This is a genomic window from Rhodoglobus sp. G.S.4, from assembly GCF_056619605.1.
The window spans coordinates 2,730,042-2,757,014 of record NZ_CM152748.1 but is presented as its reverse complement, the minus strand read 5'-3'; the positions used below and the strand labels follow the sequence as shown (position 1 = coordinate 2,757,014).

Annotated in this window: 23 protein-coding genes; 18 read left to right on the top strand and 5 right to left on the bottom strand. The window is 59.2% G+C overall.

The annotated features are described in order from the left end of the window. Positions 1 to 46: 46 nt before the first annotated feature. The 5 genes from AC061P_RS13535 to AC061P_RS13515 all read left to right on the top strand — a co-directional run bounded on the left by AC061P_RS13535 (position 47) and on the right by AC061P_RS13515 (position 5,190). Positions 47 to 703: a hypothetical protein gene (locus AC061P_RS13535; RefSeq protein ID WP_480391453.1), complete on the top strand. Its 657-nt coding sequence runs from the start codon at positions 47 to 49 to the stop codon at positions 701 to 703. A gap of 175 nt (positions 704 to 878) precedes the next feature. Beyond that, positions 879 to 1,982: an ABC transporter substrate-binding protein gene (locus tag AC061P_RS13530; protein WP_449647763.1), complete on the top strand. Its 1,104-nt coding sequence runs from the start codon at positions 879 to 881 to the stop codon at positions 1,980 to 1,982. A gap of 73 nt (positions 1,983 to 2,055) precedes the next feature. After that, entirely contained in the window at positions 2,056 to 2,856 is an 801-nt protein-coding gene (locus tag AC061P_RS13525) for an ABC transporter ATP-binding protein (RefSeq protein ID WP_480391452.1), read from the top strand. A gap of 22 nt (positions 2,857 to 2,878) precedes the next feature. Beyond that, entirely contained in the window at positions 2,879 to 3,736 is an 858-nt protein-coding gene (locus tag AC061P_RS13520) for an ABC transporter permease (RefSeq protein WP_480391451.1), read from the top strand. 86 nt (positions 3,737 to 3,822) lie between these two features. Beyond that, positions 3,823 to 5,190 (top strand): NtaA/DmoA family FMN-dependent monooxygenase, encoded by a 1,368-nt coding sequence (locus AC061P_RS13515; protein ID WP_480391450.1) that lies wholly within the window; start codon positions 3,823 to 3,825, stop codon positions 5,188 to 5,190. On the opposite strand, the gene AC061P_RS13510 is transcribed toward AC061P_RS13515, so the two are convergent. Beyond that, complete coding sequence (locus AC061P_RS13510; RefSeq protein WP_449647759.1) at positions 5,187 to 5,786, bottom strand: PadR family transcriptional regulator; 600 nt, start codon at positions 5,784 to 5,786, stop codon at positions 5,187 to 5,189. The two genes, AC061P_RS13515 and AC061P_RS13510, sit on opposite strands and share 4 nt — an antisense overlap. Before the next feature lie 143 nt (positions 5,787 to 5,929). On the opposite strand from AC061P_RS13510, the gene AC061P_RS13505 reads away from it, so the two are divergent. The 3 genes from AC061P_RS13505 (at position 5,930) to dcd (ending at position 7,596) form a co-directional block, all read left to right on the top strand. Beyond that, positions 5,930 to 6,424: a flavin reductase family protein gene (locus AC061P_RS13505; RefSeq protein ID WP_449647758.1), complete on the top strand. Its 495-nt coding sequence runs from the start codon at positions 5,930 to 5,932 to the stop codon at positions 6,422 to 6,424. 61 nt (positions 6,425 to 6,485) lie between these two features. After that, complete coding sequence (locus tag AC061P_RS13500) at positions 6,486 to 6,893, top strand: riboflavin kinase (RefSeq protein WP_480391449.1); 408 nt, start codon at positions 6,486 to 6,488, stop codon at positions 6,891 to 6,893. Between the two features lie 97 nt (positions 6,894 to 6,990). Then, a complete protein-coding gene (dcd, locus tag AC061P_RS13495; RefSeq protein WP_449647756.1) occupies positions 6,991 to 7,596 on the top strand; it encodes a dCTP deaminase in 606 nt (201 codons plus the stop codon). Here dcd and idi read toward each other — a convergent pair. Then, positions 7,593 to 8,117, bottom strand: a complete 525-nt coding sequence (idi, locus tag AC061P_RS13490) for an isopentenyl-diphosphate Delta-isomerase (protein ID WP_480391448.1) — start codon at positions 8,115 to 8,117, stop codon at positions 7,593 to 7,595. The two genes, dcd and idi, sit on opposite strands and share 4 nt — an antisense overlap. A 106-nt stretch (positions 8,118 to 8,223) precedes the next feature. Between idi and AC061P_RS13485 the strand changes: the two genes are divergently transcribed. Genes AC061P_RS13485 through AC061P_RS13465 form a run of 5 tightly spaced genes read left to right on the top strand, consistent with a single transcriptional unit; the run spans position 8,224 to position 12,181 of the window. Continuing rightward, a complete protein-coding gene (locus AC061P_RS13485) occupies positions 8,224 to 9,090 on the top strand; it encodes a phytoene/squalene synthase family protein (protein WP_480391447.1) in 867 nt (288 codons plus the stop codon). After that, the gene (crtI, locus tag AC061P_RS13480; protein ID WP_480391446.1) at positions 9,087 to 10,646 is read left to right on the top strand and encodes a phytoene desaturase family protein; all 1,560 of its coding nucleotides are present in this window, start codon (positions 9,087 to 9,089) and stop codon (positions 10,644 to 10,646) included. The genes AC061P_RS13485 and crtI overlap by 4 nt, the downstream gene beginning before the upstream one ends. A 2-nt stretch (positions 10,647 to 10,648) precedes the next feature. Continuing rightward, positions 10,649 to 10,966 carry a lycopene cyclase domain-containing protein gene (locus AC061P_RS13475; protein WP_480391445.1) on the top strand — a complete coding sequence of 106 codons (318 nt, stop codon included), beginning with the start codon at positions 10,649 to 10,651 and terminating at the stop codon, positions 10,964 to 10,966. Next, complete coding sequence (locus AC061P_RS13470) at positions 10,963 to 11,331, top strand: lycopene cyclase domain-containing protein (protein ID WP_480391444.1); 369 nt, start codon at positions 10,963 to 10,965, stop codon at positions 11,329 to 11,331. Before AC061P_RS13475 ends, AC061P_RS13470 begins: the two co-directional genes overlap by 4 nt. Next, positions 11,324 to 12,181 carry a prenyltransferase gene (locus AC061P_RS13465; protein WP_449647750.1) on the top strand — a complete coding sequence of 286 codons (858 nt, stop codon included), beginning with the start codon at positions 11,324 to 11,326 and terminating at the stop codon, positions 12,179 to 12,181. Before AC061P_RS13470 ends, AC061P_RS13465 begins: the two co-directional genes overlap by 8 nt. Positions 12,182 to 12,220: 39 nt before the next feature. Here AC061P_RS13465 and AC061P_RS13460 read toward each other — a convergent pair whose 3' ends face one another. The 3 genes from AC061P_RS13460 to AC061P_RS13450 form a co-directional block, all read right to left on the bottom strand. Continuing rightward, a complete protein-coding gene (locus tag AC061P_RS13460; RefSeq protein WP_480391443.1) occupies positions 12,221 to 12,691 on the bottom strand; it encodes a MarR family winged helix-turn-helix transcriptional regulator in 471 nt (156 codons plus the stop codon). Between the two features lie 95 nt (positions 12,692 to 12,786). Continuing rightward, positions 12,787 to 13,587 carry an isocitrate lyase/PEP mutase family protein gene (locus tag AC061P_RS13455; protein ID WP_480391442.1) on the bottom strand — a complete coding sequence of 267 codons (801 nt, stop codon included), beginning with the start codon at positions 13,585 to 13,587 and terminating at the stop codon, positions 12,787 to 12,789. 85 nt (positions 13,588 to 13,672) lie between these two features. Next, positions 13,673 to 15,130, bottom strand: coding sequence for an MFS transporter (locus AC061P_RS13450; RefSeq protein WP_480391441.1), 1,458 nt, complete (start codon positions 15,128 to 15,130; stop codon positions 13,673 to 13,675). 270 nt (positions 15,131 to 15,400) lie between these two features. Here AC061P_RS13450 and AC061P_RS13445 point away from each other — a divergent pair, with 270 nt between their 5' ends. From AC061P_RS13445 to AC061P_RS13425, 5 genes are all read left to right on the top strand, one after another. Further along, the gene (locus tag AC061P_RS13445) at positions 15,401 to 22,690 is read left to right on the top strand and encodes an SdrD B-like domain-containing protein (RefSeq protein WP_480391440.1); all 7,290 of its coding nucleotides are present in this window, start codon (positions 15,401 to 15,403) and stop codon (positions 22,688 to 22,690) included. Between the two features lie 254 nt (positions 22,691 to 22,944). Continuing rightward, a complete protein-coding gene (dnaK, locus tag AC061P_RS13440; RefSeq protein WP_449647745.1) occupies positions 22,945 to 24,810 on the top strand; it encodes a molecular chaperone DnaK in 1,866 nt (621 codons plus the stop codon). Further along, positions 24,811 to 25,512: a nucleotide exchange factor GrpE gene (locus AC061P_RS13435; protein ID WP_449647744.1), complete on the top strand. Its 702-nt coding sequence runs from the start codon at positions 24,811 to 24,813 to the stop codon at positions 25,510 to 25,512. Between the two features lie 17 nt (positions 25,513 to 25,529). Continuing rightward, positions 25,530 to 26,510 carry a DnaJ C-terminal domain-containing protein gene (locus AC061P_RS13430; RefSeq protein ID WP_449647743.1) on the top strand — a complete coding sequence of 327 codons (981 nt, stop codon included), beginning with the start codon at positions 25,530 to 25,532 and terminating at the stop codon, positions 26,508 to 26,510. Between the two features lie 5 nt (positions 26,511 to 26,515). Beyond that, entirely contained in the window at positions 26,516 to 26,950 is a 435-nt protein-coding gene (locus tag AC061P_RS13425) for a heat shock protein transcriptional repressor HspR (protein ID WP_449647742.1), read from the top strand. Positions 26,951 to 26,973: the final 23 nt, after the last annotated feature.

Genomic DNA, 26,973 nt, shown 5'->3' with positions numbered 1-26,973 from the left:
GAGCGCAAGTCTGTGCAAGAGATATCGGTGGGTCTAACCTGCTGGCATGAAGACACGCAAGAGCGTCGGCGCGGCAGTGACTCGTTCAGGCACGCAAGCGGCCACCGCTGCGGCATCCGCAATTCTGCTCACACTCGCGCTAGCGGCCTGTGCGCCTTCTGCGCCGACCGCCACCTCACCAAGCCCGACCCCAGCAACGAGTGCACCTAGCTCGACCCCGCTGCCCACGCCGGAACCCCTCATCATCCCTGGCTGTGAAACTTTGTTGCCTCTGAGCACAGCCAAGAGCATCTTCTCCGATTCCACCGAAGTGCTGAACGACGATGACTCGGTGCCGATCTACGGCTACGAATTGCCTGAGGTCGCTGCGGCCTCGTCGAATGCGTCCATTGCCAAGCACTGCGTGTGGGGCGTTCCTAACTCTGATGGTGGTTTCGGGTTGACCGTCACAGACATCACTGAAGTTGATGCCGAGAACCTCACGACCGCCCTCCTCGCTGCTGGCTTCCTTGGCAGCACCGTCGACGGTGTCACTAAACTCGAACTCTCCGGCGAAAACCTCGTGGGCACCAACGTAGATACTCACTACTTCGTTGGCGACCTGTGGATTCACTCCTCAGGATCAAGCAGTGAACTCACGACGAGCATCGCAGATGGTGCACTCAACGAAGTGCGCGCAGCGAACCCCACTCGCACGTACTAGTTGCGACCGTCGCCGCGCGAACTGTCTACCCCTCCGCATCACGCGTGTTGAAACTCGCCTGCATTCCGCGGCCTCAAAAATTGGCTAGATAAAATTTGCACAGTCAATCTTGATCATGTACGTTTTGTCTAGCCATCCAATGACGGATACGGCCTAGGAAGGAACCTGGATCCAAGTGACTACACCTCTTGATTCCAAGAAATTGCGAGGCTTCGGCATCGCAGGACTCTTGGTAACAGCACTCACGCTCTCCGCCTGCACAGCCCCTGCAGAAGAATCCACGCCCGACGCCGGCGATCTCCTGATATCTCAGGAAGCCTGCGACCGCAATGCCGCGGTGGGCACCATCACCTACATCTCCGGATACGGATACTCGGCCAGCGCTGGTCAGCTCGATGTATTCCTCGCCGAAGAGCTCGGCTACTTCAAGGACCTGTGCCTCGACGTAGAAATCAACGCCTCCGGCGCGAACGGACAACAGCTCGTCTCCTCGGGACAAGCCGAATTCACCGCTCTCGGTTCGGCATCCGATGTCATGCTCGCCGCAGCAAACAGCAAGAACCTCACCGCGGTTGCGACCTACGGCAATACCCCGCCGTTTTCGATCTTCGCCAACGAAAAAATCACGAGCCTCAAGGACCTCGAAGGTGGTTCGCTCGGGTACTTCATCAACCTCACTCCGATCGCATCCGCCATGTTGGATGCCGCTGACGTCGATGTCAGCAAGGTCGAACTGATCAAGATGACCAACTACGACCCCACCGTGGTCACTCGCGGACAGGTCGATGCGATCGTCGGCTACGCCTCGAACCAGCCCGAGAACCTTCGCGCTCAAGGCCTGCCGTTCACTGAGTTCTTCCCGTCGGACGTGGGTGTTGAAGGCACCTACAACGTTATGGAAGTCAATTCTGAGTTCCTCGCAGAGAACCGCGAAGTCGCCGCCGACTTCATGCGCGCATCGCTGCACGCCCTGCAGTTCTGCCTCGACAGCTCCGACGAGTGCATCGACATGATCGCCCAGCTCGCCGAAGACAACGGTCAAGGTTCGGCCTTCCCCCGCGATCAACTCGAACGCACCTGGAATGTGGAATCTCAGTGGGTCAAGGACAGCAACAGCGGTCTCCCTGGATCCCAGACTGCTAATGACTGGGAAGCCGAATACGAACTCGTCAAGAAGTTCGGCAACGTCGACAATCTTCCCGCTATCACCGACATGATGGATGAAACGCTCGTCGCTGATCTCTATGCAGACGGCGAACTGATCTGGCCGGGCAACTAACCCGACCACCCCGCTCGGATGCCGCACCAACCCACCCGGTGCGGCATCCGGCTTCACAACTCAGGGAGTAACTGTGGAAACCGCACAGCCACACGCCGGCGTTCATATTGAGAACGTCTCTAAGAGCTTCGGGCCCGATGGGGCTCGAACGCTCGTGCTCAATAACGTGAGCCTCTCGATAAAGATGGGCGAATTCGTTTCCGTCATCGGCCCGAGTGGCTGTGGCAAGTCCACACTGCTGAAAGCTGTCGCGGGTCTTTTGCCCGTTGACGGCGGCACAGTGATGGTAGACGGGATGACAGTCGCTGCGGCCACGAAGAACAAAATGATTGGTCTTGTTCCTCAGTCGCCGGCGCTGCTCCCCTGGCGGACTGTGCTCGACAATGTGCGACTGCCGATGACGGTGAATCCGAAAGCGAATGCGAACCGCAACCTGCGCGACCCTCGCGAGATTTTGGAGTCGTTCGGCTTGGGCGCCGCGCTCGACAAGTATCCCGGCCAGCTCTCGGGCGGAATGCAGCAGCGCGTTGCTATTGCTCGCGCGTTCGTATTTGACCCGAGCGTCCTGCTCATGGATGAACCGTTCTCGGCGCTCGATGAAATGAATCGTGATTCGCAGCGGCTGGGGTTGCTCGACTTTTGGCAGTCCAACCGCAAGGCCGTGATGTTCGTCACCCACTCCGTGCCCGAGGCGATCATGCTCTCCGACCGCATCGTGGTGATGGGGGCGCATCCAGGCCACATTGCCGAAATCATCGATGTTCCCCTGGCGCGTCCCCGCACGATCGACGTGTACGCGACCGACGAGTTCCGCGATCTTGAAGGTCACGTGCGTCAAACACTCCGCGAAGTGATGGGGCAAAAGAGTGCCTAAGTCACGCAAAAACGAGGACACCATGTCAACGACAGAGACGTCAGCTCTCGCAGTTCAAGCGGCGTCCAGTGCAAGCGGACGCCGCTTCTCGCCGCTCGCCACGGCAAAGCTCAAGCAAAATCTGAGCTGGGCCAACTGGGCCCCTGCTCTGATCACTTTTGTTATTGCTGCAGCGCTCTGGCAGGTCACTGCGATCGCCAATCCTTACGTGATTCCGACGATTGACCAAGTCTGGGTCAGCCTGATTAAAGACGCCGACACCTACTGGGCCAACATGCTCGTGACGGGCCTTGAGGTTCTGGTGGGTGCAAGCTCAGGCATCCTCGCCGGGTTCATTTTGGCGATCATCATGGCGGAGTTTCAGATCATGGAGCGCGCAATCATGCCGCTCGTGGTCGTTGTCATGGTGACCCCGATCGTGGCGATCGCTCCCGCTCTGGTTGTGGCGTTCGGCTTCGGCATGACCCCTAAATTCATCGTTACGGCGCTCGTTGTGTTCTTCCCCATGCTCGTTAATTCGCTTGCCGGGCTGCGAGATGTGGATGACCGCGCTCTCGACGTGATGAAGACACTGCATGCCAGCCGCTGGGAGATCTTCCGCGACCTGCGGTTCACCGGTTCAATGCCCTACGTGTTCGCGGGACTGCGCATTGCGCTTCCGCTCGCGATCGTTGGTGCAGCCGTTGCCGAGTTCGTCGCCGCCGGTCAACAGGCGGGGCTCGGATCCCTCGTCACGATCGCTGCTGCGCAAGCCAACCTGCCGGTCACCTGGGCCAGCATCGCGCTGCTCTGCCTCATGGGAGTCATCCTGATTTCTCTCCTCGCGCTCGTTCGCAAGCGAGTGCTCTGGTGGAGCGACGGAGCCGCCGTCGGCCGCTAGCTTTCGACTCCACCCACCTTTTCCCGCTACCACTCTGACCTTTTTCACCACAATCAGACTTTTTCACCACCACGAAAGGTTTCACCATGAAGAAGCTTCGCTTCGGTCTATTCGAAAACCCCCAGGCCAACGACTCGGGAACGTCCACCTGGCGTCACCCCGACAACAAACGCGACATGTTCGACCGCCTTGACTACTGGCGTGAAATCACGGCCATCTGCGAAGAGGCTGGCTTCGACTTCATGTTCTTGGCGGATGCTTGGGGTTGGGCCGATGTCAACGGTGAGCGTCCAGACGTGTGTTCTGTCGAGGGCCTCGACCTGCCACGACTCGACCCCGCGATTCTGGCTGCTGCCCTGATCTCGACGACCACGAACCTCGGACTCGTGCTCACGGGATCCACTCTTCTTGAACAGCCCTACGCCTTTGCTCGCCGCATCGCGAGCCTCGACCACCTTTCGGGTGGCCGCATCGGCTGGAACGTCGTGACGACGGGAACCGCCGAGACGGCGTCGCAGGCGTTTGGTGTTCCGATGGTGGCGCACGACGAGCGTTACGACATGGCCGATGACTTCATGGAAGTCGTCTACAAGCTGTGGGAGGGAGCCTGGGAGCGCGACGCGCTCGAGCGCGACAAGAACGGTCGCTTCGCCGACCCCGCCAAGGTGCACCGCATCGAGCACGATGGCCCGTACTTCACGTCGCACGGCTACGGAAATTCTTCGTACTCGCCGCAGGGCACTCCGGTGCTCTTCCAGGCGGGCACGTCGCCTCGCGGCCGCGAGTTTGGCGGTAAGCATGGCGAAGCGGTGTTCCTCGGAGGCGGGTCGGTCGAGAAGATAGCTGAGCAGGTCGCCTCCATTCGTGAAGAAGCAGTGAAGAACGGTCGCGCTGCGGATTCGGTCAAGGTCATGTCGGCGTTCACGTGCGTAATCGGTGAGACTGCCGATGAAGCGCGCGCAAAGTACGACGCCGTGCGGGATACCGAAAGTCCGGACGTTGCCGTGGCCTCCTATGCCTGGTTTACGGGCCTAGACCTTTCGTCGTTCGACCCGGCGACGCCGATGAAAGAACTCCACACTGAGCTTTCGCAGACGCAAGTTACTCGCTTCGGAGACCAGACCGTTGGCGATGTTCTCGCTCAATGGCACGGCAACGGAGTGCGCAGCAAACCCTTCGTTGGCACTGCGGAGCAGATTGCGGACGAAATGATCGCTCTCGCTGACGGCGCCGACCTCGATGGGTTCTTGTTGACTCCGATGATTCAGCCGACATCGACGATCGATTTCATCGAGCAGGTGCTGCCGATTTTGCGGGAGCGCGGAGTCGCCGGCGAAGGATATGACGCACCGACTCTGCGGGAACGGCTCTTGGGCACCGACGATTCGGTGCTTCGCGATGACCACCCGGGCGCCGCCTATCGCGCGACGGCCGTGGCCGAAGTAACGAGCTAGTCGGTAGTGGTTCGAGTGGGACGGTCGCCATCTTCGCCGGCGAAAATGTAGTCGCCGGAACGGATGCGACCGATCACGTCTCGAGCCCACTGCTGTTCGCCGCGCAATCGCGCGGTCGCGAGTTCAAAGATTTCGCGCACGTAGGCGGGAGTCGACGTCGAGGTCGCAACATCACCAATGTGGTACGCGTTGCTGGCAATGCGGGCGTCGATTTCGGTCACGCGGTGTTCGAGCCCGTCAAGCACTTCGTCGCGCTGGAGGGCGTACATGAAGGAAGTGAGCACCATGACGGGTTTGGTGTCGAAGACTTCTACCGTCCACAGAGTGTCGCGCAGCATCCGCAACAGTTCGACTTCACCTTCTTCGGTCACCCGGTAGGTGGTTCGTTCGGGGCGATTGCCGGCGGTTTCGGTGCCGTTCTCGGCAAGGTAGCCGTCAGTTGTGAGCGATCGCAGTGCGTTGTAGATAGAGCCGGGTTGGATGTTGGCCCATTCGTCGATGTGCCAGGTCATGAGTTCACGGCGCAGAAAGTATCCGTGAACGGGCTGAAACTGGTGCACAGCGCCGAGCACGACCAAGCGAGTTGTCGTCGACATGACCCCAATCGTAAGCCACGGATTGCGGCTGTCGGGAAGAAACTCGCTTGTTTATATGATCAAAAATGAATAACATGTAGTCCTATGTTCAAACTTGACTAACTAGCCGGTTGGGTGAACATCTCAAGCAAAGGAGTCCGCTCATGTCCACAAAGACCGCCGCGGAAGAAGTCACGCCCCAAGTTGCGCTCCGCCGCGCACTCTCCCTCTTTCCGACAGGGGTCATCGCCCTCGCCGCTGTCGTGGATGGCCAACCCGTCGGCATCGCCGTCAACTCCTTCACCTCGGTTTCGCTCGAACCGCCGCTCGTCGCCGTCTGCCCCGCCCGCACCTCCGCCACCTGGCCGGTGCTGGCGCGAGCCACCAGAGTTGGTCTCAGCGTGCTTGGTGCCGATCAAGAACAGACCGCTCGAAACCTCGCTTCTCGTACCGGTGACCGTTTTACGGGCACGGACTGGAAAGCAACAGAGAGCGGAGCAATCCACATGAACGGAGCTGCACTGTGGCTCGAGTGTGAGATTCGCAACAGTTTCGATGGCGGAGACCACGAGATCGTTACGCTCGAAGTCATCCACTCTGAAGCGTTCCCCGAAGTCGCTCCTTTGGTCTTTCACCTCAGCCAGTTCCGCGCACTCTGAGGGCCCCTTGTTTTCCGCGTCAGCGCTGCTTGCGCGATCAACGACCGATTGTGGGTTCCCCATGGAAGATTCCCCGCCGCTAACCTTTCGCGGCACAGTCGTCCATGGTGACAAACGGGGGCGCGAACTGGGGTTTCCCACCGCCAATGTGCAGGTCAGCAGTCCGGGAACTCTTCCTGAGGATGGTGTCTACTCCTGCTGGGTCAGTTTTCCGCCGACAACTACGCGCCACGGTGCGACCATCAGTATTGGAGCCAACCCCACTTTCGACGATGTCACTGATCGCCGAGTCGAAGCCTTCATCCACGATTTTGACGCCGACCTTTATGGATCCGAAATCGAGCTGACTGTGCACGCCTGGCTTCGCGCCATGGTTCGCTGCGACACTCTCCAAGAACTGATTGACAAGACGGCGGCGGATGTCGCGGCATCGCGCATCGCGCTCACTCGACCTGCACGACTCGAGTGACCTTCGCGGCGCCAGCTTGCGAGCGATCCCGAGTTTTCAGCCGTAAACATTTGCTCGTTTGAGCAATTATCGGGCCGGGTTTCGTTAGTCTTAGGCCATGCTTCTCAGTGATCGCGATATCCGGGCCGAACTTGCCTCTGGCCGTATTGGCCTCGACCCGCTCGATCTTGACATGGTTCAACCATCGAGTGTCGATGTGCGGCTCGATCGCTTCTTCCGCCTCTTCGATAACCATAAGTACCCCTTCATCGATCCGGCAGTCGACCAGCCAGACCTCACCCACCTGATGGAAGTGGACGCCGACCAGCCGTTCATTCTTCACCCCGGCGAGTTTGTGCTTGGTTCCACTTTCGAGCTCGTGACTCTGCCCGATGACGTCGCCGCTCGCCTTGAGGGCAAAAGCTCGCTTGGGCGACTCGGTTTGCTCACCCACTCCACGGCGGGTTTCGTTGATCCCGGATTCTCGGGTCACGTCACCCTCGAGCTCAGCAATGTGGCAACGCTGCCGATCAAGTTGTGGCCGGGCATGAAAATCGGGCAGTTGTGCTTCATCAAGACGAGCTCTCCCGTTGAATCGCCTTACGGTTCTGGCCAGTACGGTTCGCGCTACCAGGGCCAGCGTGGCCCGACGGCGAGCCGCAGTTTTCAGAACTTCCACCGCACCGATGTGCGGGCGAATGATGCGGGTTCTGTCGGGGGCTAGCTAGCGTCGAGCTGCTCCAACTGCCAGCCAAGCCAAGGGCTGAAGGCGAAGGGTGTCGCTGCCACAGCAGTGTGCAGCGACTGGGGGTCAACCCAATCAAATTCGGCGACCTCTTCGGGGTTCGGGGCTGCGGCATCCGTGGTCACTGCACGGTAGACGGGGCAGATCTCGTTCTCGACAATGCCGGATGAGTCAACGGCGCGGTAGCGAAAATCGGGCAGCACGAGCTGTACATCACTGACGGTGATTCCGAGTTCGTGCTGAGCGCGTCGGATGATTGCGTCAGCCATGTCTTCGCCGGGAGCGGGGTGTCCGCAAAAGGAATTGGTCCAGACTCCGGGCCAGGTGAGCTTTGACAGCGCGCGACGTGTCACAAGCACTTGGCCAGTCGCGTTGTAGACGTGGCACGAAAACGCGAGGTGCAATGCGGTATCTGTCGTGTGCACGAGAGCTTTATCTGCCACACCGATGTGCTCACCTGTGTTTGAGAGAAGTACGACCTGCTCAGGGAATTGGCTCATGATCGCGATAGTCTGCCTAGGTGGATAGATTCGGAATGCCGCACGCACTGTGCCGCAGTGAATACAGCCTAACTGTCGTGTGCAGGGCGCTGGAAAGTCGGCGCGCGTGAGCACCAGGCTCAAACTGTATGACCGCGTCGCTGAAGATGCTGCGAGCATCGTCATCCGCAGCTATTCCACGTCATTTTCTGCGGCTTCGCGGCTCTTGGGCGTTGATGTTCGCCAACATGTCGAGAACATTTATGCCTTGGTGCGCATTGCCGATGAGATCGTTGACGGCGGGGCAGAAGAAGCTGGCCTCGACCTGATCTCTACTTCGCGTCAGCTCACTGAACTTGAGCGTGAAACTGAACTCGCGATGGAGCAGGGGTTCAGTTCAAACCTCATCGTGCATGCTTTTGCTCTCACCGCACGCGAAGTGTCGTTTGGTGCAGAGCTCACCGCTCCATTCTTTGAGTCGATGCGCATGGATCTGAGTCAGAAAGTGCACGACCAGGCAAGTTTCGAGCGTTACGTCTACGGCTCAGCTGAGGTCGTTGGGCTCATGTGCTTGTGTGCGTTCTTGCACGGGCACGATGTCACCGATGACAAGCGGGCCAAGCTTGAGCACGGTGCACGCGCTTTGGGCGCTGCCTTCCAGAAGGTCAACTTCTTGCGTGACCTTGCCGACGATTTCGAGACCCTCGGCAGAAGCTACTTTCCTGGCATCGATGTTTCGACTTTCACTGAAGAAGAAAAAGTTCGGCTTCTCGATGACCTCGATAACGATTTGCGGGATGCGGCGATCGGTTCCGAACTGCCGCCGAGTAGCAGGAAGGCTGTTGCGCTCGCGCATTCCCTTTTCGCTCAGCTATCGAAACGCATCCGGGCGACTCCGGCCAGCGAGTTAGTGCGCACCCGTGTGCGCGTTCCTGATGTCGTGAAACTGCGGTTGGCTGCGGCTGCCGCGATGGGGGTGAGTCCTCGAGTATGAGTGACGTTGTTGTAATCGGTGGCGGTATTGCGGGGCTCGCGAGTGCTGCGCTTCTCGCCAAGGAGGGGCACTCGGTCACGATTCTGGAGGGCTTGCCTGCTGTTGGCGGTCGTGCGGGGTCGTGGGAACACGATGGTTTCCGGTTCGACACCGGCCCTTCGTGGTATTTGATGCCCGAGGTGTTTGACCACTTCTACAAACTCATGGGAACCAGTGCCGAAGAGCAACTGTCACTTGTAACCCTCGACCCCGGTTACCGGGTGTATTTCGAGGGTGAAGCAGACCCCATCGACATCTCAACGGACCTCGACGAGAACCTTGCGCTGTTTGAGAGCATTGAGCCTGGCTCGCGCGTGCGCATGCAGAAGTACTTGAAGTCCGCAGAAGAAACGTATGAGTTAGCTAAGCAATATTTCTTATATACGTCATTTGCTGACCTGCGCACGAGCGCAACGAAAGAGGTATTGGCAAAGGCGGCCCGCTTCATCCGTCTGCTCATCGAACCGCTTTCGCGACTGGTCGCGCGCACGGTGAAGGATGATCGTCTGCGCAAAGTCTTGGGCTACCCTGCAGTGTTTTTGGGATCGTCGCCGTATCTGACGCCCAGCATGTATCACCTCATGAGTCACCTCGATCTGGCTGACGGAGTTCTCTACCCGATGGGTGGATTTACGCGCGTTATCGAGAGCATCGCCGACATTGCGCGCGCCGCCGGAGTCGATATTCGTACCAATGCGAAGGTCACCCGCATTACGACGGTAGACGGAGTCGCGACCGGTGTCGAATACGTCGATGCTGCAGGAACGTCACGCACCCTAACCGCCGATATTGTCGTCTCGGCCGCCGATCTCCACCACACCGAAACCACTCTGCTGGAGTCGAGCGAGCAGACCTATCCGGCCGAGTACTGGCAATCGAAGACGCCCGGTCCAAGTGCCCTGCTGTTGTACTTGGGAGTGAAGGGCGAACTGCCTGAGCTTGAACACCACACGCTGTTGTTCATGAAGGACTGGCAAGAGGGGTTTGAGGCGATTTTCGGTACTGAGCCGAAGGTGCCGGAACCGGCCTCGCTCTACATTTGCAAGCCGAGCGGTGTTGACCCCAACGTTGCCCCCGATGGCTTCGAGAATGTCTTTGTTCTTGTGCCTATTCCCGCCGATCCGTCGATCGGTCGGGGCGAGATTGGTGGCAATGGCGACCCTCGCATTGAGAAATTGGCCGACACAGTGATTTCACAAATCGGCGACTGGACTGGCATCCCTGATTTCGCCGATCGCATCACTGTTCGCCGAACTGTAGGCCCTGGCGACTTTGCTGCCGACCTCAATGCGTGGCGAGGTACGGCACTCGGTCCCGCCCACACTCTCAAGCAGAGCGCATTCTTCCGCGCTGGCAACGTGAGCAAAAAGGTCACGGGCTTGTACTACGTTGGCGGCTCCACCATCCCCGGCATCGGACTGCCCATGTGTCTCATCAGTGCCGAGGTGCTTATCAAGCGACTGCGGGGAGACACCTCACCCGGTCCACTTCCTGAGCCCCTCTCCGCACAGGATTAGCCGTGATTGTTCTCTACCTTGTTGCGCTGCTGATTTCGCTCACCGGCATGGTGGTGCTTGATCGCCGTTTCACGCTGTTCTTTTGGCGGGATGCACGTCGGGCAACAGTGGTGTTGGTGGTGGGCGTGATCTTCTTCTTTGCGTGGGACCTGCTAGGGGTTAGCCTCGGCATCTTCTTCCGTGGTGAAACCGACTTCATGACGGGACTGCTGGTGGCTCCGGAGGTTCCTCTCGAGGAGATCTTCTTCCTCACGCTGCTCTGCTATCTCACTATGAACGTCTATGGCGCTCTCACCCGCACGAGAGTGGGTGCGGCGTGACTTATTGGCTGCTCAATGCAGTATTTCTTGCGATCGTCACGGCGCTCGCCGTCGTCACAGTCGCCACTCGACGTGCGCCGGGGTGGCGCGCGATCGCGGTCACAACGGGCATCCTGCTCATCATGACCGCCATCTTCGACAACATCATGATCTCTGTGGGCCTTGTCGGCTATAGCCCTGACGCCATCAGCGGTGCATTCATCGGTGTTGCTCCGCTCGAAGATTTCGCCTACACAATCGCGGCCGTCGTGGGGTTGCCGTGCCTGTGGATGCTGTTGGGGTCGCGCCGTGGTTCCGCTGCAACAACTACAACGCCCGCGAAAACCGTAGACTCGCCCGCGAATCCGGAGGCCCACAATGGTTAAGGATCTGTTCCTCTCATCACGGCCCCTCAGCTGGGTCAACACGGCGTTCCCGTTCGCGGCCGCCTACTACCTCACGACCGGCGCGATCGACCTCACCTTCGTGCTGGGCACCATCTTCTTTCTCGTGCCTTACAACCTGGCGATGTATGGCATCAACGATGTGTTCGATTACGAATCTGACTTGCGTAATCCGCGAAAGGGAGGCGTAGAGGGTGCCTTGCTTGACCCTCGGATGCACCGGCCAACGCTCATCGCTGCCGCCGTCTCGACGCTCCCGTTTATCGCCTATCTCGTCATTGTCGGCAACCCGCTGTCGTGGTTGGTGTTGCTTATCAGCATGTTCGCGGTTGTCGCGTATTCGGCGAAGGGGCTGCGGTTCAAGGAGCGGCCCTTCTTGGATTCGCTCACGTCGAGCACTCATTTTGTGTCGCCAGCGATTTACGCCCTCGTGCTTACCGGTGCCGCCGTCACTCCCCAACTGTGGGCAGTGCTGGGGGCGTTCTTCCTCTGGGGAATCGCCTCACACGCTTTCGGTGCTGTGCAGGATGTGCTCGCTGATCGCGCTGCCGAAATTTCGTCGATCGCGACGGTGATTGGGGCGCGCGCTACGACCCGGTTTGCGGTTGTCGCCTATCTTGCTGGCGGCATCCTGTTGCTCTTCGCTGCGTGGCCTGGCCCGCTCGGTGCAATCCTCGTGCTTCCCTATGCGGCAATGTGCGCGCCATTCTGGAACATCACGGATGCCACAGCCGAGTCAGCAAACCGTGGCTGGAAAAACTTCTTGGCCCTCAATTTCGTCACAGGGTTCTTCGTGACGATGCTGCTGATCTGGTGGGCCCTAATCCGCTAGCCCGCTCTGTTGGACGTCTCTGTTGACTGCTTCCGCTAGCTAGCTGGCTGGCGGGGTGGCGCCGTCGCGTTGAGCGCTCAGGTTTTTTGCCATCGTCTCGAGCACCGTAATGGCTGTTTCGTACTGCTCTGGTGTGACCCCCGCGGTCGCTTTGGTGCGCTCTTTGGCAATTACGGCGGCGAGCCGTTCGACAACTCCGCGGCCTCGTTCTGTGAGTTCGTAGAGGGAGCCGTCTGTGGTGAGCCATTCGCTTTCCACAAGTTCTTGCAGCGACTCAAGTGAGCTCGTGTGTGCATCTTGGGTCGGCGGAACCGCCGCTCGAGGAGAGTTGAGAAAAGGAGCGATCTCGATGTCGAGAAGGGCAACTCCGGCGGGCCCCTTGGATAACACCACGAGCAGTTGCCACTGCCGACGAGTGATGCCGTGCTCTTCGAGGGTGAGGGCAAATAGCTCGTCGATGATCCGGTCGACGTGCTTCACCCAGTAGCTGATGGGTTGTTGCGTGTCCATGAACTGACATTACTCCTGAGGACGCCGAGGCGGGCGAGGCAAAACACGAGTAGCGTGCTTCGCCCCACCAACTGGGGTCGTCCGTGTGCGATTTGTTAGTACGAGAAGCCGAGTTCGTCAGGGTAGTCACCGAGAGCCGTCAATTGAGTTGTTGCCGCCTGCAGGTGCGACAGGGTGAGGCCGAGGGTGCGCGGACCGAAGCTGACGCGGGCGATTCCCAATTCGGCGAGGCGCTTCAACGAAACGTAGCCTGGTCCTCCGATTACGGAAATCGGGCCAGAGATCTCGGCCAGTGCACGTTCAAGTTTTTCTTCATCGCTGAGCCCGAGCACGAAGATGCAGTCAGCTCCGGCGGCCAGGTAGGCGTTTGCTCGGGTGACCATGTCATCCCATTCACCGCCTCCAGCCAAGACGTCTACGCGGGCGTTGATTGCGATCGGTACGCCCGTTGCGTTTCCGGCGGCTCGGGCAGCAGCAACTCGAGCTGTCGCATGGGGGAGGTCGAAGAGTGGAGCCTTGGCTGGGCCCGAGCTGTCTTCGATGTTGATTCCGGATGCTCCGGCTGCGATCAATCGTTCGACGTTTGCTTGAACGCCGGCAGCATCCGCGGCGTAACCTTTCTCAAAATCGACGGAGACGGGAATCTCGACGGCGTTGCAGATGACGGATGCCGCATTCAACGCTTGTTCGATGGTGAGTCCTTCGCCGTCTGGCACACCGTGCGCGAAACTCACTGCATGACTTGCGGTCGCGAGGGCGCGCACTCCTGGGACTTCGGCGACGATGCGGGCGGTAATGGCGTCCCACACGTTGGAGACGATGAGGGGAGTCCCTGGCACGTGAAGGGAGCGCAACAGTTCTGCGCGGGCGGCGGGGGTGGTGGCATTTTCGGTCATGAGCCAAGCATCCCCCGACGCGATGTCGTGCGCCAGCGATTTTCGGACCCGACCGGCAAACTTTGTCGTAACGCTCAGCCCCGAGTTAGTCGATGACGGATTGCTTAGCCTTCACGGGGAGCATGAGCCCGAGCCCGGCGAGGAGAACGATCACGATTCCGATGATGCCAAAGCGGGTGTCGCCGGTCATGGTGACAAAGAGGGTGAAGAGGCCGGGTGCCAAGAAGCTGACGGCGCGACCGGTTGTGGCATAGAGGCCGAAGATTTCGCCTTCGCGCCCCACCGGGGTGATGCGAGCGAGGAAGCTGCGGCTCGCTGCCTGCACCGGCCCGACGAAGAGAGTAAGAAAGAGGCCGGCGATCCAGAACCCGGTCTTGGCGTCTCCAACCAACAGCACGGCAAGGCCGGCGATCACGAGTCCAGCAAGTGAGCCAATGATCACGTTCTTGGCACCGAGTTTGTCATCGAGCCATCCGCCAATAAAGGTTCCAATTCCGGCGACAAGGTTGGCAGCGACAGCGAAGTAAATGACTTCGCTTGGGCTGAACCCGAAGACTTGCGCTGCGATGATGGCGCCAAAGGTGAAGACGGCGGCAAGGCCGTCGCGGAAGACTGCGCTGGCGAGAAGGAACATGAGCACTTGGGGGCTCTTCTTGGCGAGAGTCTTGATGGTGCCAAAGAGTTTGGCGTAGCTCGCGAAGAAACTCACTCGGTTTTCGCGTGCACCCGCAGGGATCTCGGGCACGGCGATCAGTACGGGGATCGCGAAGATGGCAAACCACGCGGCTGAGGCGAGCACGGCGTAGCGCACATCGAGGGCTCCACCATCCGCACCAAAAGGCACATTGAGCAGTCCGTTGCCGGTCTCGCTTCCGAAGTTTTGAATGAACAACACGAGCAGGATGATCAGCAGCACGATCCCGCCGATGTAGCCCATGCCCCAACCAAAGCCCGAGACGCGGCCAACTGTTTGTGGTGTCGAGACCTGCACGAGCATTGCGTTGTAGTTGACGCTCGCAAACTCGAAGAAGATGTTCCCAGCGGCGAGTAGTGCGGCACCGAGGTAAATGTAGGAGGGCACGGGGGCGACGAAGAACATCGCTCCCATTGCGAGCACGACGAGGCCGGTGTTGATGGCTAGCCATAGTTTGCGGCGACCAGAGCCATCGGAGCGCTGTCCGAGTATGGGAGCGAGAATCGCGACGAGCACACCGGCGATAGTGAGCGCACCCGAGATGACGGTCGTGTTGTTTGCCTTCGCGAGCACGAGGGCTGGGTTCTTGGTGTCATCTCCGGCTGCGGCGAGAACCTCCGGGTCGATGAACAATCCACTTGCGAGGTAGGTGCTGAAGACGAAGGTTGTGACGACAGCGTTGAACGCTGCGGAGCCCCAATCCCACAGTGCCCAGGCGCGAACCCGGCTCTTGGGGATGGGCGAGTCGTCGATGAGACCTTGCCCTACTGTGCCGATCGCCCGGGTATTTGCGACGCGAGGAACTGCAGGAACACTGGGGACCTCGTTGTCGGGAGTCTTGTCCGTCATGCGAACAGGCTAGTGGTGCGGGGTAAACAATTGCGTTAACTGGGCAATTTTTGGCCACATTAGTCCCGGTCCCGCTTAGTGAGGACAGCTCGGGGTACGGTAGACAAGTCTGTGTACCCCACTAGGTGGGCTTTTCGGGGGACTTTTGCCGTCTTATCGTTGCTAAAGATCTCTATATCTGGCCCCCGACATTGGCCAGTGTGCACCGATCAACCCGACACAATGTGGATTCTCTCTGTTTCCACCGCGGACAAATTTAAGGCCTTACCCGTGAAGTTTTTGCTGCGCTCTCTACTTATTGCTGCCCTCCTAGCGGCGGGCATCACCGTCCCGGCGCAGGCTGCTACCGCCGCGCCCGCGGACATCACTGTCGACCTCAACCGGCAGGTGAGTGCGACTACGTTGTATGGCAGTGACGTATCAGTGACGCTCACGGCACAGCAAACATCGGGTTCCAACGCCTACAACCTGACCTTCACCGACATCCTGCCCGCTGGGGCAACGCTGAAAACAAACTCTGCTTACGGCGAACCGCAAAAGATTGCGCTCGCGGGAGGCTCCACCAAGCTCATCTGGAACAACGTTGCCGACCTGTCGTCTGGCGCCGTCGTCTCATTGACCTACTCCTTCTCGTACGACATGCCCCGTTACGACGTCGGCGACACATTCACGGGTGTTGCTGAAGCGTTCGCTAACACCAATGAGCGCACTCTGGTGAAGTTCGACGCGCTCACTGGCGCGGTCGTCGAGAGCTCGCGTGACGTGGGCGGAAGTGCGGAATCGAGCACCACGCTCGTTCCCTTCGTTCTTGACAAGGCAGAGACATCGAGCCCCGAGTCTGAGCTGCTTCGCGGTGTCCACGATCACCAGACGGTTTACGAGCTCACCGTCACCAACAACGGCGTCAACTCAAGCTCTGACTTCACCGTTACCGACTACCTCCCCGCTGGCCTTGAATTCCTCGGATGCGCGGCAGCAGACAACAGCGCAGTCGACACCGAAGAATATGACGGTTCCGGTCGCATTCTTCCGGCAAGTTTCCCGAGCGGCGTGGACTGTGCTGGCCTCGTTCCGACCACAAGCACCGTCGTCGTTGACCCAGACGGAGCTGGCCCTCTAGTTGAGGCCGTCTACACGAAGGTTGTGTGGACTATTCCTGGCGTGCTCGCCACCGATGGCGTCATCACGATTCGGTATGCGGCCGCAATACCGCTACGTGAGAACGTCGCGTTCGATGGCGAAGCCACGGCAAACCTCGACAACAACACGGGTGCCCTGACCTATGACGAGCAGCAACTCACTAATTACGCCGTAACAAGTGGTACCTATTCCGGCGACGCTGTGGTCTACACCGATGAAGCCACCGCCACTGTTTCCGCTGAAGACGTGTCAATTCAGAAAACTGTGGACGAGACTGGCATCACGCAGGGTTCAAACAGCGTCTGGACGCTCAAGTACCAGTCGTCAGAATATGCTCTTTCGACCGGCTCGATCGTGATCACTGACACGATTCCTGATGGGCTCAACTTCGAGGGCAGCATTCCTGATCCAACCTCTGGCCCTGCCGAGAATGCCGATGGAACCCTCACCGTGTCGTGGGATGCCGCAGCGTTTGACGACGCGTCGAGCAGTGGAGAAATAACGGTCTTCACGTCGACGCGCGCCGCCTACCGCCTCGTAGGAGCCGGAGGCGTGGAGCGCCCGGTCAGCTCAAACGACTCGTGGACGAACACCGTCGACCTCGCGACATCCGCCACTGTCATCATCGACAACGACACCACAACCACAGAACTTGCCATCGTTGACACGTCAAGTGCCAGCCAGAAGGCTGAAGGCATCACGCTAACGAAGCGAGTTTCTGAGCCGAAGCCGATGGCAGACACCTGTGAGAACGTCAGCGGTCTTGAATTCAAGGATGACCTCGCCACGAACGCATTCCACCCGGGCGACTGGGTTTGCTACGAACTGACCGTCACGTTCCCGAGCCGCCTCGACACGCTCGACAACGTTGTGAACGACTTCTTGCCAGCAGGCTTCACTTTTATTGACTACGCCACGACCCCGCTAAACACGGTTGGCTCAACCTTCGTTGCCCAAGATCCCAATGACAAGTCGCGTTTGCTTACTTGGAATGTCGGAAATGTGGATGCCGGAACGGTCTTCCAGGTCCTGGTGACGGCCGAGATCACTGATCCTGCCGCGGTCACCGATGGCGACATCGTGTCGAACCTCATGAAAATGACGTACAAGAACACTGCTGGTGATGTTTTCCAGCTGCGGGACAGTGCAGACACGCTCGTCGAGAAGCCGGTGGTGACGCTCTCGAAGGGCATCATCGAACTCAACGAGACGCCGGTACCGAGTGCACCCGTCAACAGTCTCGCGGTGCAAGCAACCGATCGAGTGACCTATGCCGTTGTGGTGACCAATACGGGAGGCCAGACCGCCACCAACGTTTCGGTGCGAGACAACCTTCCGTCATTGCTCGAATGCACCGATGTGGAAAACATCACCGACGCCGGTGTCTGTGGAGCCGCGGCATCGCTTCCGCGCACGATTGAGTGGACCATCCCCACGATCGCTGCCGGTGGTTCCTACACCGTGACTTACGACGTCATCACTCCGGCCGATTCTGCTGCGGGAGACACTTTCGTCAACACTGCTGGCGTGCGCACCTACGATGCGGTTACCAACACGGGAGGTACGCAAGAATATTTCCCCGTCAACAACATCGACCCTGACCTCGAAGTCAAGGCCAACAGCGTCGAGGCTAAAGACACCGCGTCGGCAAACCTTCGCCTTCCCACCCTTGTGAAAGCTGCGACTACATCAATCAATGAAGCAAGCAATAATCGTGCAGGCCAGGCCACTATCGGAGAGACCATCACGTATACCGTGACGACGACGATCCCTGAGGGCTCCTCGGCGTACGTCAATCCGACGGTCACTGACGTGATTAGCAACCGCTTTACGATCGTCGGTACGCCCACCTTCACGGTGAACGGCGGCCCGAGCCAAAATGCGGTGGTCAGCGGACAAACGGTGAGGGCGCTCGTCGGGGCCAACTACGTGAACTCTCCAAACAGTGGCGATGACCCCGTCGTTCTCACGATCACCGTGCGTGTTCTCGATGCTGCCGGCCCCGTTCGCGGCAACCTGATTAACAACACCGCAAGCTTTAGCTGGCAGCCTGTCAGCGGACCCACCAAGACCGCAACGAGCAACAATGCGAGCATTCGCATTGTTGAGCCCAGCGTGTCGGTCTCGAAGACCAGCAACGCGGTATCGGGTCGAATCGTGGCTGGTCAGATCGTGCAGTACACGCTTGCGGTGCGCAATAGCAGCGCGACGAATGTATCGATCGCTCACGACACCACTGTGATCGACCACGTGCCAACCACGATCCAGCCAGTCGATGTCGCAAATAATCCTGTGACGACAAGTCAAACGTTGCCCGGTGGCGGCGCGTGGGACCAAGCAGCACGCACGATCACGTTCACGATTGCGAGCATGGCTCCCGGTTCCGGGCCCAACTTGACGTACAGCGCTCGCGTAGTAGACCCGCTCTTGAGCGGCGCGACCATCGTCAACTCGGTGGATGTCACGACGACCTCGATTGCCGGCAGTGACGCCAACGAACGCACTCCGACTTCAACGACGGGTTCGGCAAGCTATAAGGACAACGACGAACTCACACTGCGCGCCCCCGAAGTCGGCGTCAGCAAGAGTGCAACGCCATCGTCGCGCACCATCGGTGAAGTCATTACCTACTCTGTTGATGTCACGATCCCGAAGTCGGTAATCGCCTACGACGTGACCGCACTCGACACGATGCCGACCAACGTTCGGTTCGGCCAGTTCCTTGACTCCGCCTGCACTGTCGCTGGCGTCGACTGTGGCTCCGGTGATCAAGTGGATGCCGAACTTATCGGCACTCCGTCGACTACTGACCGCACGATTGGTTTTGCCCTCGGTGATATTGACCCCGCTTCGGCAAACGAACGTGTCGTCACGATTCGTTACACCGGCATCGTGACTACCGCTGCAGCATCCGGCAACACCCTGACAAACACGGTTCGTCCCTACTGGAACGACACCAATAAGCAGCTCGGAACGCCGTCAACCGTTCCAGGGCCGACCGATTTCGACCGCGTAGGCACGCCATCGACCGCGAATGTCGCCGTTCTCGAACCGCGCCTAACCATTGACAAGGATGTCGCAGGCCAGGTCGGTGACACCGACACTCGTCGTGCCAAGCCAGGCGAGTCTCTTGAGTACACGATTGTCGTTACCAACGCCGGCAACTCGCCCGCCTATGACGTGACGGTTACGGACACCCCGGATGCTCGCGTCACCGGCTTTACCTCCGCACGGGTAGTTGGCGTCACGCCCACCGATATCACTCCGTCAGATGGAACGCTCGGTTGGAAAATCGCGGGCCCCATCGCTGCAGGCGCCAGCGTAACCATCAAGTACACGGTGACGATGCCGGTCGTTGACGAGACGAGCGAGATCGTTGCTTCGGCAGAAATCATCAATACTGCCGACGTTCCGCACTACTTCGGTGTTGCACCGAGTGATCAGGTTTCGACGATCGACTACAAGGACTACGACGACGTGACTCCGGATGTCGTGAGCGTTGAACTCGACCTTGCGTCCATCGGTGACTACCTCTGGTTCGACGTCAACAATGACGGCGTTCAGGGTGCAGGCGAGCCCGCCCTTGAGGGTGTAAAGGTGACCGTTGTTTACGCTGGAGCCGACGGAATATTTGGCAACACTGACGACGAGACATTCCCTCGCACGACAGACGAAAACGGTCTGTACCTTGTGAACCAACTGCCAGGTGGTCTCTACCGAGTGACCGTGGATGCTTCCACTCTTCCCGCGGGAATGACCCCCAGCTACGACCTCGATGGCACCACCGCGACGCCTAACGGCATCTGGCAGGGCACCCTCGCCGAGAACGACAGGAAGCGAGACGTCGACTTCGGCTACACGGGAACCGGTTCGATCGGTGACTTCGTCTGGTTCGATCAAAACAAGGATGGCGTTCACGACGCGAACGAGCCCGGCTTGCCTGGCGCGACCGTCACGGTTGTTTTCGGCGGACTCGATGGGGATCTCTCCACGACGGCCGACAACATCACCTACACGACATCCACGGATGCCGATGGCAAGTACACGGTCGGCCTGCTTCCTGCCGGTCCCTACACTGTCACTGTCAGCGACCTGCCCACCGGATATGTCGTTGTCTCAGATCCCAATGGTGGAACCAGCGCGAGCTCAACGACGTCGCTGACGGCCGGCCAAAATCGCGTCAACCAGGACTTCGGCTACGCGGGATCCGCATCCATCGGTGACTACGTCTGGATCGACCGCAACGGTGACGGTATTCAAGAGGGAACCGAGCCGGGAATCTACGGCGCTGACGTTGAACTCACCTGGTTCGGCGAAGACGGTGTGCTCGGCGGCGGTGACGACGGAGTATTCACAACCACGACCGACGGTAACGGTGCCTACAGTTTCCCGAACTTGCTGCCCGGAAACTTCTCGGTAGCCGTCACTGGCGGACTGCCAGCAGGCGCGACGAACAGCTTCGATCGTGATGGCGACAAGGACTCTCAAGCTCCCGTATCGCTAACGATCGGTCAAACCGTCACCGACGTTGACTTCGGCTACGACGTTACTTCCGTCATCGGAGACCGCGTGTGGTGGGATCGCAACCAGGATGGCGTGCAAGACAGCAACGAACCGGGACTGTCCGGAGTGGGCATCCGCATCACGTACCTGGGTACCGACGGTGTTCTTGGCGGAACCGGCGCTGCTGGTGATATCGAGTTCACAACAACGACGGACAGCAACGGCAACTGGACTGTGACAGATATTCCCGACGGCAACTACATTGTCGAGGTCGTCAGTGGAGTACCGGCTGGCTTCGGCCCGACCTTCGACAACGACAGTGGAACGACCGCGCCAGACGAAGAATCACGCGTGACACTGGTCGATTCTGATCTCCGTCAGGACTTCGGTTATGCCGGCGACTCGAGCATTGCTGACACGGTCTGGCTCGACCTCAATAAGGATGGCGTTCAGGATGTCGGCGAGCCCGGCCTTCCGGGAATTGATGTCACTCTTGTCTGGTTCGGTCCGGATGGCGTTGCTGGCGGAACCGACGATGTCACTTTCGTGGAGACAACTGACGCCAACGGACACTACCTATTCGATGGGTTGCCAGAGGGTAGCTACACCGTGACGGTAGACACCGACACTCTGCCGAGCGGCGTTGCGCCGACATTCGACGCGGATGCTGGCACCAACCAGCCGACGGCGGCGACAACACCGTCCGGCGTTGGCCCGAACTCGACCACAGCAGTTGTGCTTCCAGCGGCAACCGATCTTGACAACATCGACTTCGGTTACGTCGGAACCGGCAAGATCGGTGACACCGTCTGGCTCGACCAGAATGGCGACGGGATTGTCGATACTACCGAGTCGGGAATTGCTGAAGTTCTTGTGACGCTCACTTGGGCGGGGCTCGATGGCATCCTGGGCAACGCCGACGATGTGGTGTCGAACCAGCGCACCGACAGCGACGGCAACTACCTCTTCGATGATCTCCCCTCTGGACTCTTCCGGATCGACCTGAGTGGACTTCCACGAGGCCTTACGGCAACGGCTGACCCGGATGCTGGCTTCGATGACACCTCTGAGGTCACCTTGCGGGGTGGCGAAGAAAACCTCGATCAGGACTTTGGCTACCGCGGTGACGCTGGCGTCGGCGACCTGCTCTGGCTCGACGTCAACAACGATGGGGTTCAGGGAACAAACGAACCTGGTCTTCCCGGAATCGTGATGACCGTGACGAGTCCCGGCGCTGACGGGCTGTTCGATACCGCTGACGATCTGATCGTGACCACCACGACGGACGTGAACGGAAACTACCTCGTAGAGGGACTTCCCGCCGGTGATGTTCGAGTGTCATACGACCCTGCGACGTTGACGGAGGGATTCGTTCCCAACGCTGACCTCGACGGTGATGTTCTCTTCGAAACGACAGCCGAATTGACTGCGGGTGAGACTCGACTCGATGTGGACTTCATTGTGGTCGGTAGCGCAACGCTCAACGGCATTGTGTTCGATGACCCGAATGGCAACGGTGTGCGTGACCGCGGTGATCGCGGCATCCCGAACGCGAAGGTCAACGTTGTTTGGGCCGGACCCAACGGCCCCGTAACGGTTGTGGTGACGACCGACGCTGATGGAGCGTGGGAACTGACTACACTTCCAGCGGGAACGTACACGGCAACGATCGACCTCAGTTCGGTCAGTGCGGACTACCGCCCATCAACAGGTACATCGTCAACGGTTGAGCTGCCGGCCTTCGGTACACGCTCGGTCATTCAAGGTCTCACAACGCTGATGCTCGCCTTCACGGGTTCGAACATTGCGTTGGGAGCATCGCTCGCCGGTCTGCTATTGCTTGGCGGATTGTTGCTTCTCCTGCCAGGACGTCGGGTCCGCGGTGGAAGGCAGTCCGCTCTAACTTCGGGTAAGTAGCGGGCACGACCAGCGAGTTGGCGCGGTGACTGCGCTAAGAGCCGAAAGCTCTTGGCGCAGTCACCGCGCTTTATCCGTTAACGGGCGGGATGGTGTGCAGCGCAACGCCCCGATCTCTCAAGACTGACCTCCACACTTGAGTCATACACACTCAACTTTCAGCTAGCCCGCTTGACTCTCGCTCCGCGGAGGTAGAAACTTGATACCAAGCGACTCAAGTTCGCACACTCAAACGCTTAAAGGAGTAAGAGCACATGGCTCGAGCAGTAGGTATTGACCTCGGAACCACAAACTCAGTGGTTGCCGTACTCGAAGGTGGAGAACCCACCGTCATCGCAAACGCCGAAGGAATGCGCACTACGCCATCCGTCGTCGCATTCACCAAGGATGGCGAAGTCCTCGTTGGTGAAACCGCCAAGCGCCAAGCCGTCACTAACGTTGACCGCACCATCGCATCCGTCAAGCGCCACATTGGCACTGACTGGAAGGTGGAGATCGACGACAAGAAGTACACCCCGCAGGAAATCTCCGCGCGAACGCTTGCCAAGCTCAAGCGCGACGCCGAGCAGTACCTGGGTGAAGACGTCACTGACGCCGTAATTACCGTTCCCGCCTACTTCAACGACGCTGAGCGTCAGGCAACGAAGGAAGCCGGTGAGATCGCTGGCCTCAATGTTCTGCGCATCATCAACGAGCCAACCGCTGCCGCACTCGCGTACGGCCTCGACAAGGGTAAAGAAGACGAACTCATTCTCGTCTTCGACCTTGGTGGCGGAACGTTCGACGTCTCGCTTCTCGAAGTGGGCAAGGACGACGACTTCTCGACCATTCAGGTTAAGTCCACTTCTGGCGACAACCGCCTCGGTGGAGACGACTGGGATGCCCGCGTCGTTGACTACCTGATCCAGCGCTTCAAGGACTCGACCGGTGTCGATGTTTCTGGCGACAAGATCGCGAAGCAGCGCCTCAAGGAAGCTGCCGAGCAGGCCAAGAAGGAACTCTCCTCGCAGATGTCGGCAAGCATTCAGCTTCCGTACCTCTCGCTCACTGAGAACGGCCCAGCCAACCTCGACGAGACCCTCTCTCGCGCCAAGTTCGAAGAACTGACCGCAGACCTCCTCGAGCGCGTGCAGAAGCCATTCAACGACGTCATCAAAGAAGCGGGCGTCAAGCTCGCTGACGTAGCGCACGTAGTGCTCGTTGGTGGATCGACTCGCATGCCCGCCGTTGTTGAGCTCGTCAAGAAGCTCACCGGTGGCAAGGAGCCAAACAAGGGTGTCAACCCTGACGAGGTCGTAGCCGTCGGTGCTGCACTCCAGGCTGGCGTTCTGAAGGGCGAGCGCAAGGACGTTCTGCTCATCGACGTCACTCCGCTGAGCCTCGGTATCGAAACCAAGGGCGGAATGATGACCAAGCTCATCGACCGCAACACTGCCATCCCGACCAAACGAAGCGAAACCTTCACCACGGCGGATGACAACCAGCCTTCCGTATCGATTCAGGTCTTCCAGGGTGAGCGCGAGTTCACTCGCGACAACAAGAACCTCGGAACGTTCGAGCTCACCGGCATTGCACCGGCGCCTCGTGGCATCCCCCAGGTTGAGGTCACGTTCGACATCGACGCTAACGGCATCGTGCACGTGTCCGCCAAGGACAAGGGCACTGGCAAGGAGCAGTCGATGACGATCACGGGTGGCTCAAGCCTCTCGAAGGAAGACATCGAGCGCATGGTTCGCGAGGGCGAAGAGCACGCTGCAGAAGACAAGGCTCGCCGTGAGGCAGCTGAAGTTCGCAACAACGCTGAGCAGCTCGCGTACTCCACCGGAAAGCTCATCACCGACAACGCTGAGAAGCTGCCAGAAGACGTCAAGACTGAGGTTCAGGCCGACGTCGATGCGCTCAACTCGGCACTGGCAAGCGATGACGAAGCGGCCGTAAAGACCGCCTTCGACAAGCTGACCGAAAGCCAGCAGAAGCTTGGCGAAGCAATCTACAAGCACCAGGAAGAAAACCCTGAGGCTGCAGAAGGCGAAGAGGCTCCCGCTGACGAGAACTCTGACGAGGACATCGTTGACGCTGAAGTGGTTGACGACGACGAAGCTGACGCGGACAAGAAGTAGATGTCTGACAAGAACAAAGACCACGACGAGAACCAGGAGCCGGTGATTCGCGATAAACGTCGCGTTGATCCGGAAACCGGTGACATTCGTGCGGCTGACTCGGCTGCTGCAGATTCTTCTGCAGCGGCCGGGGGGCAGTCCGCTGATGAAGCGGATGCTGCTGACGAGCCCGTCGAGACCGTTGACGCGTCGATTGACGCTGAAGCAGACGACGAGCCGGCAGCAGGTGCCGAGTCGCAATTGAGTGCTGAAGATCAGCGCCTGCTCGATGACGCTAGCCGCGATCTGGTTTCTGACATGCGCGATCAGATGTTGCGCGCACAGGCTGAGCTGGTGAACTTCCGCACGCGCGTTGAGCGCGACCGGGCAGCGAACCGCGAATCGGTCATCGCTGACGTCATCCGTTCAATGCTTCCTGCCCTGGACGATCTCGATCGTGCAGATAAGCACGGAGACATTATCGATGGCAGCCCGTTGGCGTTGGTTTCGCAGAAGCTTCACTCCAGTTTCGAGCGGTTCGGTCTTCGCAAGATTGGCGAGAAGGGTGAACTTTTTGACCCCGCTTTCCATGAGGCTGTAGTTCACTTGAACGACCCGGAGGCAACCGAAAACACGATTGCTGACGTGGTTGAGCCGGGCTACATTCTTGGTGAGCGCGTTGTTCGTGCCGCGAGGGTTGCTGTCTCCGGTCCTACTGAATAGGTCGGGGGTGGCGTGTAGTGGCTAGCCAAGATTGGTTCGACAAGGACTTCTACAAGGTGCTCGGGGTATCGAAAGATGTCTCAGCGGCCGACCTCAAAAAAACCTATCGCAAACTCGCGCGCCAGTTTCATCCGGATTCAAATCCGGGAGATCCGAAAGCGGAGTCTCGCTTCAAGGAGATCAGCGAAGCACATTCGGTGCTCTCCGATCCTGAACAGCGCCAAGAATATGATCAGGTTCGCGCTATGGGCTCTGGCGCTCGCTTTCAAGCGGGTGGCCAGTCCGGCGGCTTCGAGGATGTCTTTGGTGGCATGTTCGGTGCGGGTGGCGCGGGCGGTCAACGCTACGGCGGTGGCCAGTCTGGTGCCAGCTTCGAAGATCTTTTGGGTGGCATGTTTGGTGCTCAAGGCGGCCCTGGTGGCGGTGCGGGATTCCGTGGCGGCCCAGCAAAGGGTCGCGACCTAGCGGCAAACACAACGCTCGATTTCGTTACGGCCATTAATGGCGAAACGATTAAATTGCAGCCTGCTGGCGGTCGTCCGATGAACGTCAAGATTCCTGCGGGGGTCAGTGACGGGCAGAAGATCCGCCTCAAAGGCAAAGGCGAGCAGAGCATCAATGGTGGGGAGTCAGGCGATCTGGTTCTCACTGTGACGGTTCGCAAGCATCCGGTATTCGAACGTGAAGGCAACAATCTTCGGGTCGTTGTTCCTGTGACGTTCGCGGAAGCGGTGCTCGGCGCCACCATCGAGGTTCCCACTTTGAGCGGTACACCGGTCAAGTTGAAGGTTGCGGCGGGAACCCCGAGCGGACGAGTATTGCGAGTAAAAGGTCGCGGTGTCACGACGACAAAAGCGACCGGAGATTTGCTTGCCGAAGTGCAAGTGGCGGTTCCGAGCCACATCTCGGAAGCGGCACATGCGCACCTCGAAGCATTTACCCAAGCAATGCCCGCAGAAAACCCGCGGGATGACCTGATGGCTAAAGCCAGGAGGTAATGACAATGGATGAGTCCACGCCAGCTTTTGCGATCGCTGTTGCGGCAGAACTGGCTGGCATGCATCCGCAAACGCTGCGACAGTACGACCGTCTGGGGCTCGTCTCACCAACGAGAACCAGCGGTCGTTCGCGGCGTTATTCCCTGCGCGACGTGATGCAGTTGCGTGAGATCGGCGCCCTCAGTGCCGAAGGACTCAACCTTGAGGGAATCAAACGCATCCTCGATCTCGAAAACCGCGTAAGTGAGCTCACCTCCCGAGTGCACGAACTTGAAGCCGCACTCGCAGATGAACTCCTGGCGAAACCCGGGCGGCGAGTGTTCGCTGCCGGTGCTGCCGGAGAAGTGATCTCCCTCAAGGCAGGAACCAGAGGCGAACGCACTGACCAAGTCGTGCTGTGGCGGCCATTCACGCGACGCGACAATCAACTTCCGCGCTGATGTCATCCCGATGACCGTGTAGC

Bases quoted from the DNA above. Each gene is read 5' to 3' on its own strand.
- AC061P_RS13450 (WP_480391441.1), bottom strand. From the start codon at position 15,130: ATGACGGACAAGACTCCCGACAACGAGGTCCCCAGTGTTCCTGCAGTT.
- AC061P_RS13460 (WP_480391443.1), bottom strand. From the start codon at position 12,691: ATGGACACGCAACAACCCATCAGCTACTGGGTGAAGCACGTCGACCGG.
- AC061P_RS13455 (WP_480391442.1), bottom strand. From the start codon at position 13,587: ATGACCGAAAATGCCACCACCCCCGCCGCCCGCGCAGAACTGTTGCGC.
- AC061P_RS13515 (WP_480391450.1), top strand. From the start codon at position 3,823: ATGAAGAAGCTTCGCTTCGGTCTATTCGAAAACCCCCAGGCCAACGAC.
- crtI (WP_480391446.1), top strand. From the start codon at position 9,087: ATGAGTGACGTTGTTGTAATCGGTGGCGGTATTGCGGGGCTCGCGAGT.
- AC061P_RS13535 (WP_480391453.1), top strand. From the start codon at position 47: ATGAAGACACGCAAGAGCGTCGGCGCGGCAGTGACTCGTTCAGGCACG.
- AC061P_RS13510 (WP_449647759.1), bottom strand. From the start codon at position 5,786: ATGTCGACGACAACTCGCTTGGTCGTGCTCGGCGCTGTGCACCAGTTT.
- AC061P_RS13425 (WP_449647742.1), top strand. From the start codon at position 26,516: ATGGATGAGTCCACGCCAGCTTTTGCGATCGCTGTTGCGGCAGAACTG.
- AC061P_RS13520 (WP_480391451.1), top strand. From the start codon at position 2,879: ATGTCAACGACAGAGACGTCAGCTCTCGCAGTTCAAGCGGCGTCCAGT.
- idi (WP_480391448.1), bottom strand. From the start codon at position 8,117: ATGAGCCAATTCCCTGAGCAGGTCGTACTTCTCTCAAACACAGGTGAG.
- dcd (WP_449647756.1), top strand. From the start codon at position 6,991: ATGCTTCTCAGTGATCGCGATATCCGGGCCGAACTTGCCTCTGGCCGT.
- AC061P_RS13435 (WP_449647744.1), top strand. From the start codon at position 24,811: ATGTCTGACAAGAACAAAGACCACGACGAGAACCAGGAGCCGGTGATT.
- dnaK (WP_449647745.1), top strand. From the start codon at position 22,945: ATGGCTCGAGCAGTAGGTATTGACCTCGGAACCACAAACTCAGTGGTT.
- AC061P_RS13505 (WP_449647758.1), top strand. From the start codon at position 5,930: ATGTCCACAAAGACCGCCGCGGAAGAAGTCACGCCCCAAGTTGCGCTC.
- AC061P_RS13500 (WP_480391449.1), top strand. From the start codon at position 6,486: ATGGAAGATTCCCCGCCGCTAACCTTTCGCGGCACAGTCGTCCATGGT.
- AC061P_RS13465 (WP_449647750.1), top strand. From the start codon at position 11,324: ATGGTTAAGGATCTGTTCCTCTCATCACGGCCCCTCAGCTGGGTCAAC.